Here is a 12,654-nt window from a genome sequence, read left to right on the forward strand (position 1 = left end):
TAACAGCAAGGCATTGGTACATTTAGTGCAATTTTTGTCTTCTAATTCTTGCAGGATGAGCGAAGAATATGTTTAAAAAACTTCGTGGCATGTTTTCAAACGACCTATCGATTGATTTAGGTACAGCCAATACCCTTATTTATGTAAAAGGCCAAGGCATTGTTCTTGATGAGCCTTCAGTTGTAGCTATTCGCCAAGATCGTGCGGGTTCTGCAAAGAGTGTCGCTGCTGTTGGCCACGCTGCTAAGCAAATGCTTGGTCGTACGCCTGGTAACATCTCAGCGATCCGTCCAATGAAAGACGGTGTAATTGCCGACTTTTACGTAACGGAAAAAATGCTTCAGCACTTCATCAAACAAGTGCATGACAACAGTGTGCTTAAACCAAGTCCTCGTGTTTTGGTTTGTGTACCTTGTGGTTCAACACAGGTTGAGCGTCGTGCTATCCGTGAATCAGCGTTAGGTGCTGGTGCTCGTGAGGTTTACCTAATCGATGAGCCTATGGCTGCTGCGATTGGTGCTGGCCTACGTGTATCTGAACCAACAGGTTCAATGGTTGTTGATATCGGTGGTGGTACTACTGAAGTTGCGGTTATCTCACTGAACGGTGTGGTTTACTCGTCTTCTGTTCGCATTGGTGGTGACCGTTTTGATGAAGCGATCATCAACTACGTTCGTCGTAACTACGGCAGCTTGATCGGTGAAGCGACAGCAGAGAAGATCAAACACGAAATCGGTTCAGCTTACCCTGGCGATGAAGTCGAAGAGATCGAAGTACGTGGTCGTAACCTTGCTGAAGGTGTGCCTCGTAGCTTTAGCCTAAACTCAAACGAAATCCTTGAAGCACTTCAAGAACCTCTATCTGGCATCGTATCTGCAGTCATGGTTGCACTTGAACAGTGTCCACCAGAGCTGGCTTCTGATATCTCAGAAAACGGTATGGTACTAACAGGTGGTGGTGCACTGCTTAAAGACCTTGATCGCCTGTTAACAGAAGAAACAGGTATCCCTGTTGTTGTTGCAGAAGAGCCATTAACGTGTGTTGCTCTAGGTGGCGGTAAAGCTCTAGAGATGATCGACATGCACGGCGGCGATCTGTTCAGCGAAGAATAATATCTAGTGTTAGGCTCTTTTCTTATCTAGTTTTATGTAAAGAGCCTAGGACCTTGTCTATAGGATCAAATGTAGCTCTAGGACCAAATATAGAATGAAGCCAATTTTTGGTAGAGGTCCCTCTCTACAATTGCGCCTGTTTTTTGCTGTAATTTTATCAGCCAGCCTTATGCTGGCTGATAGTCGTTTAGATGCTTTCTCAAATGTTCGCTATCTATTAAACAGCATGGTTGCGCCTATTCAATATGCAGCCAACTTGCCTCGCACTATGTTCGATGGTGTTTACGACCGTTTTAGCACTCGCAAAGGGTTAATTGAATCCAACCATAATATTAAACGAGAAGTCTTGCGTCTGAAGAGCGAGCTGATTCTGCTTGAGCAATATCAAGAAGAAAACAAGCGCCTTCGTAAGCTGTTGGGGTCTCCGTTTATCCGTGATGAGAAGAAAGTCGTCACAGAAGTTATGGCGGTAGACACTTCACCATATCGCCATCAAGTCGTGATCGACAAAGGTCAGATTGATGGGGTGTATGAAGGTCAGCCGGTGATCAACGAAAAAGGCATTGTCGGCCAAGTCACTTTCGTTGCTGCTCATAATAGTCGTGTATTACTACTCACTGATGCAAACAATGCGATTCCTGTTCAGGTTATTCGTAATGACATCCGTGTGATTGCTTCGGGCAATGGCATGATTGATGAGATCCAGCTAGAGCACATTCCAACCAGTACCGATATACAAGAAGAAGATCTGTTGGTGACATCAGGTCTTGGTGGGGTATATCCAGAAGGTTATCCAGTCGCCTATGTTACGGCCGTTGATTACGACCCGAAACGTGAGTTCGCTGTGATTAAAGCAGAGCCTGTGGTTGAGTTCGATAAGCTCAGATACCTGCTGCTTGTATGGCCTGATGAAAACAAACAGATGCAAGCGGATCAATCGAGCATAGAACAAGCATTGTTAGAGGGCGAAGATGGCCAATAGCGTTTTGAGAAGCAAGGTAGTAATTTTCTGCTCATTTTTAATAGCACTGATTCTGCAGACGATCCCTTGGCCTGGTAGCTTAGATTTATTTAGACCATCTTGGTTACTGCTGGTTACGTGTTACTGGGTTTTGGCTCTACCGCATCGTGTTAACGTGGGTAGTGCTTTGATTTTAGGCTTATTGTGGGACCTTTTGATCGGCTCTACTCTGGGTATTCGAGGCATGATGATGGCAATAGTGATGTACATTATTGCGATGAACTTCCTCGTCATTCGTAACATGGCGTTATGGCAGCAAGCGATGATCATTGCCGCGTTAACGGTCTTGTTTGAGGTGTTGATCTTCTTTGGTGAATATTTGATCCAAGATGTTGTTTTCAATCCGTTATCGTTATGGAGCGCATTGATAAACTGTATACTTTGGCCTTGGATGTTTTTATTAATGAGACGCGTGCGTCGCCATTGGCATGTGAGGTAGCGTGACGATGGAAAAGAAACATTTAGTTTTGGCATCCGGCTCTCCACGCCGCAAAGAATTGCTATCTCAACTCGGTTATGAGTTTTCTGTCCTCGTAACCGATGTTGAAGAGTGTAAACACGCTCAAGAAACCGCCGAAGAATATGTTAAGCGACTATCTTTAGATAAAGCTTTAGCTGCGTTGTCTTTATTAAAAGATAACCCTTCTGAAAGGCAGCATGTCGTTCCTAGTTCTGATACTGTAGATAATGGCTCTGATATAGTCGTTCTTGGTTCTGATACCGTCGTTGTTAGTCAAGGGCAAGTACTTGAGAAGCCCTGCGATTTTGCTGACTCTAAGCGTATGCTTACTCAGTTAGCGAATGAACGTCACCAAGTGATGACGGCGGTTTCTGTGGTTTCAGAAGAAAAACAAAGAACAGAAATCATTATTACCGACGTATGGTTTAAACCCCTCAGTGAAAAAGAAATAGAACAATACTGGCAAACAGGGGAGCCATGCGATAAAGCCGGTAGCTATGGGATCCAAGGTTTGGGCGGACGCTTTGTCACCCGAATCGAAGGTAGTTATTACGCCGTTGTCGGCTTACCTTTATTTGAAACGGACCAGCTACTGCAAGAATTCTTATAATTACTAACCTGAGGTGCACCATGAGTGCTGAATTGTTGCTGAACGTGACCCCGAGTGAAACTCGTGTGGCCATGATTGAAGGGGGGGCTCTTCAAGAGATCCATGTCGAACGAGATGCTCGACGCGGTATCGTAGGAAATATCTATAAAGGACGTGTAAGCCGTGTTCTTCCGGGAATGCAGGCGGCTTTTGTGGATATAGGCCTTGAGAAAGCAGCTTTTTTACACGCCTCTGATATTGTCCCACACACTGAATGTGTCGCTGAAAACGAAAAGAAACAATTTCAGGTTCGTGATATTTCAGAGCTTGTCCGTCAAGGGCAAGACATTGTGGTGCAAGTGGTCAAAGACCCTCTTGGTACTAAAGGTGCTCGCTTAACCACTGATATCACTCTACCGTCTCGTTATCTGGTATTTATGCCGGGCGCAAGTCATGTTGGTGTATCTCAACGTATCGACAGCGAGTCTGAACGTAACCGTCTTAAAAAAGTCGTGTCTCGTTACTGTGACGAACACGGTGGCTTCATCATCCGCACAGCAGCAGAAGGTGCAGATTCAAATGAGTTGGCACAAGATGCCGCATTCTTGAAGCGATTATGGCTAAAAGTATTAGAGCGTCGTGGTAAGCACAAGGCGCGTACTCGTTTGTATGGTGAGCTTTGCTTAAGCCAACGTATCTTACGTGATTTTGTCGGTACTGAGCTGAGCAAGATTCAGGTCGATTCTCGTCTAGAATATGAAAACCTAAAAGAGTTTACCTCTGAATACGTGCCAGAGCTGACAGACAAGCTTGAGCTGTATGAAGGTGATAAACCTATCTTTGATATGTACGATACCGAGAACGAAATTCAGCGTTCATTGGATCGTAAAGTCGAATTAAAGTCTGGTGGATATTTGATTATTGACCAAACTGAAGCGATGACCACGGTTGATATCAACACTGGCGCGTTTGTTGGTCGCCGTAATCTAGAAGAGACGATTTTCAACACCAATGTAGAAGCGACTCAAGCGATTGCTCGTCAGCTGCGTCTACGTAACTTAGGTGGCATCATCATTATCGACTTTATTGATATGTTGTCTGAGGAACATCGTAAGCGAGTACTAACTTCTTTAGAGGCTGCGCTCGACAAAGACCGTGTGAAAACCAATATTAATGGCTTCACGCAGCTTGGGTTGGTTGAGATGACTCGTAAACGTACTCGTGAAAGTATTGAGCATATCCTATGTTCGAGCTGTCCTGCTTGTGAAGGCCGCGGCAGTGTGAAGACAGTTGAAACCGTTTGTTATGAAATTCTTCGAGAGATCACGCGAGTGAATCGTGCGTACGACGCCGATAAATTTGTGGTCTATGCGGCAGCTGCCGTAGCTGAGGCGTTAGAGGGCGATGAATCTCATGCGCTTGCGGAGCTTGAAGTCTTTATTGGTAAGCAAGTTAAAATCCAGGCTGAGCCTCTGTACATACAAGAGCAGTTTGATGTTGTTATGATGTAATGGAAATTTTGTGAGCTCAAGCGTTACTCTGATTCTACGTGCATGTTTATGGTTAGTGGTTACTCTCTTAGTAACGCTAGCCATTGCCGTTACTACACTGCGTGTAGCCTTGCCCAATTTAAACAAGTATCAATCTGAAATTGAGCTTTGGGTAAACCAACACTCCGGTTTTGATTTTTCGATTCAAGACGTGGGCGGTTTTTGGCGTAACACTCACCCCTCTATTGCTCTGCAAGGCGTTAAAGCCAGCCTTCCCAATGCGGAAGATGTGAGCTTTTCTGTCGAGCGTGTTGAAGTCGAGTTTGACTTGATTCAATCGGTCGTACAGATGCGCCCGGTTGTGGCCGAGTTGGTCATGAATCAAATGTATCTTGATATCCGCTCAATTGAGCTGTTTGCTGGGCAAAATGGCAAAGATGAGCCTAAAGATTCTGGCTCTTCCCAGCGAGCGATGCAAGAGCTCGATAATTTACTGCTAAAAACACTCGTCGATGTAACTGCAAAAGATTCTTCTATTCTTTATCACTCTGTTTCGGGTGAAGAACGTCAGCTCGATATAGAAACCTTAAAATGGCAAAACTCAGACAAACATCACCTTGCTGAAGGTGTGGTGAGTATCAAAGGTGCCAATCTAAACTCTCTGTCAGTGAGTGCTAACTTTATTGATGGTGGGTCACTGACTGATGTGACTGGTGAGTTTTATGTCAGTGCCGACAGCATTTCTGTTAAGCCATGGCTTACGCATTATATGCAGGCGGAATCCGGCATTGAAACGGGTACTGTGAGCTTGAATAGCTGGCTTACGCTGCGAAATAGCAAGCCAGTGAGCGCTTATGTTGAGGTTTTACCCTCAGAACTGACGTGGAACGAAGATGGCGAGCATGACCTCATGCTTGAGTCCGGTGTCTTTAAGTTGTCGCCGACTGATGATGGTTGGCAAGTAAATGGTCACTCACTAAACCTTAGAACGGATGACACACCTTGGCCGGAACTCGACGTAGCGTTCAAGTGGAATCAAGGTCCATGGCAACTCAACATTTCTGAGCTGGATATTGCGACTATTACTCCGTTGATTAAGCTGCTGCCTGACTCTGAACAATCAACCAAAATGATTAACGTATTGGCGCCGGGCGGCTCTGTTTCTGATATCCGTGTTTCCATGGGTTCGGGAATTGACAGTTTACGTTATTCAGCCAGTTTTTCTGATCTTGCTATCGAGCAGTGGGAACTAGTCCCAGGCTTTAGCCAAGTGTCTGGTAGTGTGTTTGGTTCGGCCTCGGAAGCGAAAGCTAGCCTGCATGTTATTGACGATGTGTTCCCTTATGGTGACGTATTCCAAGCGCCTTTGAATATCAAACAAGGTCAGGTTGATATTGTTTGGCAGCAAGATGAAAACGGCTGGAAGCTGTGGTCAGACAAAATCACAGCTGCCACCCCCGATTTACAAGTACTAGGCGCATTCCGCTTAGACTTCCCAAAAGATGCGAGCCCGTTTTTATCCTTCTACGGCGAAGCGGACGCTTACAATGTCGGTGAAACATGGCGCTACTTACCTACACTGGCTCTTGGGCAAGATCTAACAGACTACCTTTCAACTGCGATTCAAGCCGGTAAAGCGGATACCGTAAAACTGTTGTGGCATGGTGATTTGTCTCAATACCCATACACTAACCACGATGGTATTTTCCAGGTTTGGGTTGGCTTAGAAGATGCGAAATTCAGCTTTGATACCGCGTGGCCACTGATTACTGATCTTCAGCTTGATCTGTTGTTTGAAAATGATGCGATGCATCTGGATTCTCGCTCAGCTCAACTGATGGATGTGACGGCAGATCGAATCACAGGACGCATTCCTTATTTAGGGGAAGGCGGCCATATTGAAATTGAAGCTAAAGCGACGGCGTCTGGCAACGCAGTACGCGATTACATGACGTCTTCGCCACTGGTGGGCTCGGTAGGCGCAGCCTTAACCGCACTTCAAGTGAGTGGTGATGTCTCTTCTGAGTTCCAGCTGAATATTCCGTTTGATTCTGAAAAAGAAGCAAGAGCATGGGGTTACGCCGACTTAAGTGGCAACCATGTTGAGATTGAAGCGCCGCCAATGGTGCTCGAGAACACCACGGGTCGAATTGAATTTGATAATGACGTAGTGACGGCAAATGGCCTCGCTGCGGATCTGCTTAACCAAGGTATCTCGCTTGATTTTAAGGGCCTTAATGATGGTCCTGGCTATGCAGTTGATATTGATGTGTTAGGTGATTGGGACGTCAAGCCTCTAGAACCTTACATCGGTGAGCAATGGTTAAGCCGCTTATCAGGTCATGCGCAATGGCAAAGCCAGATTGATATCCAGCTGAATGATATCGGCTTTACCTACCAACTAGACTTACAGTCAGACCTAAAATACTTGGCGAGTGATTACCCATATCCATTGTCGAAAAAATCACTAGAAAGTGGCTCTGCAAGGCTACAGGCATCGGGTAACCAAGAGACGATTACCGCGCGCCTGCAATTGCCAAACACCAAGTACCAAGCTGAGATTGATATCACAGGCGACGTGCCTGAGTTAACGGCGACCAACTTAGTGCTTGGTCGCGGTGGCTACAAAATTAGCCCGGTGGTGGGCCATCACGCCCTGATTCGTACAGACAAATTCAATGCCGATGATTGGTTATCGGTTGTAATGGAACCGGTAAAGCCTTCAACGGCTGTACTTAGTCAAATGAACACGCCAACCATACCTGCGCCAAGCCGTATTACCTTTGAGAGTAAAGAGCTGATCTTGGGTGGTATCTCTTGGAATGACGTCGATTTTAGTGCTAGTAAGAACAAACAGGCGTGGCAAATGGAAGTGTCTAGCCAAGAGCTAGAAGGGGATATTAACTACCTGCCTCCTTATGATTTGACAGTTTCACTGGATCGTCTGCATCTGTTTGTTCCTGAGTGGAGTGATAAGAACAACCAAGATCAGCAACTGCTGCAACGTAAAGAACAAGCTGCGCCATTGATATCCAAATTGGATAGAGAGATCCACGATGCGATGCCAAACCTGACCCTGACGCTGAACGACTTTTGGCTGCAAGGCTACAAGGTGGGTAAGGTCGATGTTGAAATGACGAGGAACGAAGATCGTATCGAGTGGAACAAAATCCAGGTGCGAAGCGGCGGTAACAAAGCGGATGTGAGTGGCTGGTGGGAACTGCAAGGTGACAAGAGTCATTCATCGTTAACCGTTGATGTTGAGGGTGAAAACAACAGCGAGCTCATGGAGCGCTTTGGTATTACTTCCGGGATTCAAAAAGCGCCATTCGCGTTGGAAGGTCAACTAAATTGGGATGGTTCGCCTTGGGGAATCAAAATGGATACCCTTGATGGCAACGTTAAAACCAAGTTTGGTAAAGGCATTATCTCGGATGTGAGCGGCGCAGCTCGATTACTTGGCCTGTTTAGCCTAGATTCGATCATCCGTAAGATGCAGCTCGATTTCTCAGATGTGTTTGATAAAGGTATGGCCTTCAACAGCATCACCGGAACGGGCGAGATTCAAAATGGTATCTTCCTGACCAATGATCTGAACATGGATGCGGTCGCAGGTGAGATGAAAATCAAAGGTATCGCTAACCTCAACACGCGTCAGGTTGATGCTGAGGTGAACTTTACCCCAGATATTACCTCGGGTATTCCCGTATTAACGGCCTTTGCGGTAACCCCTCAAACGGCGCTGTACGTATTGGCGGTGACCACGGTTATCTCGCCAGTTGTGGAAGTCTTTACCCAAGTAAATTATTCGGTGAAAGGACCATTGGATTCACCAACGGTGAGCGAACTTTCTCGTAGCTCTGGCGAGTTTCAGCTGCCAGAGAAGCTGAGAAAATTAGCCGAATAGGCCTTAAATTAGCCGAAAAGACCTTATGCCCGAGTCAGCGAATATACGGTGAAATGCTGATTTCTGAATCATAATGAATGGAGGAGCGATACACATGGATTGTGTTGGGTTGATTCAAATGACATCTGGCCCCAGCCCTGAATTGAACTTTGAGTACCTTGCTCAAGAAGTTGCAAAGTGCAAAGAGTTGGGGGCTAAGTGGGTTGTTTGCCCTGAAAACGCGTTAGTTTTTGGCAGTAAAGCCGACTATCACCAGTGTGCTGAGCCTTTTAATGATGGCCCACTGCAAAAGAAAATCTCTGAGCTAGCAAAGCTTCACAGAATTTGGATCGTCATTGGCAGTATGCCGATAAGCACAACTAACGGAGTGACGACCACCACCTTGGTGATTGATGATTTTGGTTGCCTCGTTGCTCATTACGACAAGCTACACATGTTTGATGTGGATGTCGCTGACGCCCATAAGTGCTATCGAGAGTCGGATATTTTCACTCCGGGCAACCAAGTTGTGACAGCGGAAACGCCTTTTGGTCGCTTAGGTTTGAGTATTTGTTATGATGTGCGTTTTCCACACTTGTATTCTGAGTTACGTAAGCAAGGGGCGCAAATCATAGTGGTTCCAGCTGCGTTTACCGCAGTCACCGGACAGGCGCATTGGGAAGCACTATTAAGATGCCGTGCGATCGAAACACAATCGTGGATCGTCGCGGTAGGGCAAGGTGGCAAACACCCTTGCCAAAGAGAAACATGGGGACACTCTATGGTGGTTGATCCCTGGGGAAGAGTGGTCGCACAGTTAGATCAAGAACCTAAAAGTATGGTGGTTGAGATAGATACGTCCAGTTGCGAATCAATCAGGCAAAATATGCCCATCGCGCAACACTCTCGATTTACCAATCAATTTTAATTACAAACAAGAGCCATCTATGAGCATTAATCAAATTGAAGAAGCGCTACTGAACCCAACAGGGCTTACGGAGCAAAATATCGCAGATACATTGGCGAGCATTGCTACCCGCCAAATTGATTATGCTGATATCTACTTTCAGTCTAGCTGGCACGAATCTTTGGTGCTAGAAGATAGCATTATTAAAGACGGCTCTTTCAATATCGATTGCGGTGTTGGTGTTCGTGCAGTATCTGGCGAAAAGACCGGTTTTGCTTACTCTGACCAAATCCAATTGGATGGTCTTAAACAGAGCGCAATTGCGGCTCGTGGTATCGCGAAGCAAGGTCAAAACGGCAAGGTTCAAGCGTTTAAACGCAACTCTAACCAAACTTACTATGATGCAGTTAACCCGCTAGCGAGCTGGGAAAAACAGCAGAAAACGGAACTACTGAAATCATTGGATGCTTACATTCGTACGAAAGAGCCTATGGTGACTGAGGTATCTGTGAGCCTAAGCGGTGTACATGAGCAGATGCTGGTTGCTGCGACTGATGGAACTTACGCTGGCGATATTCGTCCGCTGGTTCGTCTATCAATCAGTGTACTTGCTCAGAAAGGCGATCGCCGTGAACGTGGTAGTGCTGGTGGCGGTGGTCGTTTTGGTTACGACTTTTTCCTAAGCGATGACAAAGGCACTCAGGTTGCTTACCAATTTGCGGATGAAGCGATTCGCCAAGCGCTTGTTAACCTTGAAGCAGTTGCTGCGCCTGCTGGTGCAATGCCTGTGGTTCTTGGTTCTGGTTGGCCGGGCGTTCTTCTACACGAAGCCGTAGGCCACGGTTTAGAAGGCGACTTTAACCGTAAAGAGTCTTCAGTATTCTCGGGTAAAGTTGGCGAGCAAGTCACTTCAAGCCTATGTACGATTGTCGATGACGGTACATTGACTGATCTTCGTGGTTCATTGAACGTCGATGATGAAGGTGTTAACGGTCAGTACAATACTTTAATCGAAAACGGCATCTTAAAAGGTTACATGCAAGATAAGCTGAACGCTCGCCTAATGGGTGTAGCACCGACAGGTAATGGTCGTCGTGAGTCTTACGCCCATCTTCCAATGCCACGTATGACGAATACATACATGCTACCGGGCGAACACACGCCGGAAGAGATCATCGCAACGGTTGAGAAGGGTATCTACGCCCCGAACTTCGGCGGCGGTCAGGTTGATATTACTTCTGGTAAGTTTGTATTCTCGGCTTCTGAAGCGTACATGATTGAAAACGGTAAGATCACTCACCCAGTGAAGGGTGCAACGTTGATCGGTTCTGGTATTGAAGCGATGCAGCAAGTGTCTATGGTCGGTAACGACCTAAGCATCGACCGAGGTGTTGGTGTGTGTGGTAAGGCTGGCCAAAGTGTGCCAGTAGGTGTTGGTCAGCCAACATTGAAACTAGACTCGTTAACTGTTGGTGGTACTGAGTAATTCAGACGAATCTCTGCCAACTTACTTCAAAATATTAAATTGAAAAGCGCCTCCAATGTGAGGCGCTTTTTGTTTTTAGGTTATTGATTCAGTGAGCGTATAGAGTCGCTACATGTTCTCTTCCGCAAACTCTGCCAGTCGGCTACGCACCACACCATTGAGGTGGATGTTGGCACTGCCTTCGAAGTTTTTAAAACGCTCAACCATGTAAGTTAAGCCTGAAGTCACGGGGGTTAAGTAGGAAGAATCTATCTGTGCTAGGTTTCCTGAGCAGACGATCTTAGTACCTTCACCACAACGGGTGATGATGGTTTTGATTTGTGAAGCGGTGAGGTTCTGACACTCATCGAGAAGCACAAACGCATTCTGAATCGAGCGTCCACGCATGAAGTTAATCGATTTGAACTGGATGTTGGCTTTGTCACAGATGTACTTCATCGAGCCTTCTGTACAGTGATCGTTCTTGTGCAGCGCTTCCAGTGTATCGGTCACAGCAGCCAACCAAGGCAGCATCTTCTCTTCTTCGGTACCAGGGAGGAAACCAATCGACTCACCAATGTCGGGCGTGTTTCGGGTTACGATGATCTTATCGAACTGTTTACGCTCAATGGTTTGCTCAAGTGCAGCAGCCATGGCGAGCAGCGTTTTACCACTCCCTGCCGCACCAGTTAGGATCACCAGATCAATATCAGGGTCGAGCAGGGCATCGATCGCCATACCTTGATAGACGTTTTTGGGTGTGATGTCCCATGCTCTGCGATTCATCAGTCGTTCGCGACTGAGGTCTCTCAGGGTAATGCTTTCTGGCTCAATCTCTTCGACTCGAGCGGCAAAGTCACTCTCTTCATCAATCACATATTGGTTAAGGAAGGTTGGCTCAAAAGGCGCTCTAGCTAAGGTGTGCAGTGTCTTTCCACCTAAACTTCTGCTCTCGACATTGTCGATACCATCCCAAAATGATCCTTCGAGCTGTTGAAAGCCTTTGGTGAGATATTGGATATCATCAATCAGTTGGTCTGTTTGATAGTCTTCAACAAAGCGAACACCAGCGCCTTTGGCTCGTAAGCGCATGTTGATGTCTTTGGTGATGAGAACCACTTCGCGTGGCGCACGTTTGTTTTGAAGATAGAGGACTGCGTTGAGGATTCGGTTATCGCCAGCTTTGTCGTCGGCGAAGGCCTTAATGCTTTCTTGAAGTTCGTAATCGGCGAGTATTGAAATACTGCCTGAGGCTTTAATGTCTTTGGTGAAAGGGATACCTTCCGATATTTGGTCTGGTGTAGCTTCCCTGAATAGATCTTCGAGAGTTCGTATCGCAATTCTCGCATCTCGGGCAACGTCTCTCTTACTGTCTTTGATTCTGTCTAGTTCTTCTAGCACTGTCATGGGGATAACGACATCGTGCTCTTGGAAAGAAAATATAGCGAAGGGTTCGTGAAGTAGGATATTGGTGTCTAAAACAAATAGCTTCCGGTTGGTCTCGCCCATAGCATCTCCTTGCCGACGTGCGGCTTGCCTTGCATTCATTGAACGTAGATAAAGCTCATATAAAGATTAGTATCTGATTCTGGTGATAGTCAACTACTCACCTAAACTTCATCTAGAGGAATACCACCATATCGTTGTAGATGACTATGGCGTATTCGTTTGAGAGCAGCAATCTGCTACCTATAGATTAACCATGATTTTTTGACAGTTTGATT

The 12,654-nt window shown here is 46.2% G+C and carries 9 protein-coding genes; 8 read left to right on the forward strand and 1 reads right to left on the reverse strand.

Annotation, left to right across the window (positions count from 1 at the left end; translation table 11 throughout):
* Positions 1–68 precede the first annotated feature (68 nt).
* The 8 genes from AB6E54_RS06045 to tldD all read left to right on the forward strand — a co-directional run bounded on the left by AB6E54_RS06045 (position 69) and on the right by tldD (position 10,951).
* Positions 69–1,112 (forward strand): rod shape-determining protein, encoded by a 1,044-nt coding sequence (locus AB6E54_RS06045; protein ID WP_017062957.1) that lies wholly within the window; start codon positions 69–71, stop codon positions 1,110–1,112.
* 94 nt (positions 1,113–1,206) lie between these two features.
* On the forward strand, positions 1,207–2,094 hold the full coding sequence (mreC, locus tag AB6E54_RS06050) for a rod shape-determining protein MreC (protein ID WP_004735927.1): 888 nt from the start codon (positions 1,207–1,209) through the stop codon (positions 2,092–2,094).
* The gene (mreD, locus tag AB6E54_RS06055) at positions 2,084–2,572 is read left to right on the forward strand and encodes a rod shape-determining protein MreD (RefSeq protein ID WP_017061361.1); all 489 of its coding nucleotides are present in this window, start codon (positions 2,084–2,086) and stop codon (positions 2,570–2,572) included. The genes mreC and mreD overlap by 11 nt, the downstream gene beginning before the upstream one ends.
* A gap of 7 nt (positions 2,573–2,579) precedes the next feature.
* Entirely contained in the window at positions 2,580–3,203 is a 624-nt protein-coding gene (locus AB6E54_RS06060; RefSeq protein WP_372082783.1) for a nucleoside triphosphate pyrophosphatase, read from the forward strand.
* 20 nt (positions 3,204–3,223) lie between these two features.
* Positions 3,224–4,693 (forward strand): ribonuclease G, encoded by a 1,470-nt coding sequence (gene rng / locus AB6E54_RS06065; RefSeq protein ID WP_017061363.1) that lies wholly within the window; start codon positions 3,224–3,226, stop codon positions 4,691–4,693.
* Positions 4,694–4,703: 10 nt separating this feature from the next.
* On the forward strand, positions 4,704–8,579 hold the full coding sequence (locus tag AB6E54_RS06070) for a YhdP family protein (RefSeq protein WP_372106003.1): 3,876 nt from the start codon (positions 4,704–4,706) through the stop codon (positions 8,577–8,579).
* A gap of 94 nt (positions 8,580–8,673) precedes the next feature.
* Positions 8,674–9,486 carry a carbon-nitrogen hydrolase family protein gene (locus tag AB6E54_RS06075; RefSeq protein WP_372106005.1) on the forward strand — a complete coding sequence of 271 codons (813 nt, stop codon included), beginning with the start codon at positions 8,674–8,676 and terminating at the stop codon, positions 9,484–9,486.
* A gap of 19 nt (positions 9,487–9,505) precedes the next feature.
* Positions 9,506–10,951: a metalloprotease TldD gene (gene tldD, locus AB6E54_RS06080; RefSeq protein ID WP_008220563.1), complete on the forward strand. Its 1,446-nt coding sequence runs from the start codon at positions 9,506–9,508 to the stop codon at positions 10,949–10,951.
* Between the two features lie 108 nt (positions 10,952–11,059).
* Here tldD and AB6E54_RS06085 read toward each other — a convergent pair whose 3' ends face one another.
* On the reverse strand, positions 11,060–12,439 hold the full coding sequence (locus tag AB6E54_RS06085) for a PhoH family protein (RefSeq protein ID WP_102332748.1): 1,380 nt from the start codon (positions 12,437–12,439) through the stop codon (positions 11,060–11,062).
* Positions 12,440–12,654: the final 215 nt, after the last annotated feature.

The organism is Vibrio sp. 10N.247.311.49 (genome assembly GCF_041467655.1).
In the GTDB taxonomy this organism is placed as follows: domain Bacteria; phylum Pseudomonadota; class Gammaproteobacteria; order Enterobacterales; family Vibrionaceae; genus Vibrio; species Vibrio crassostreae_C.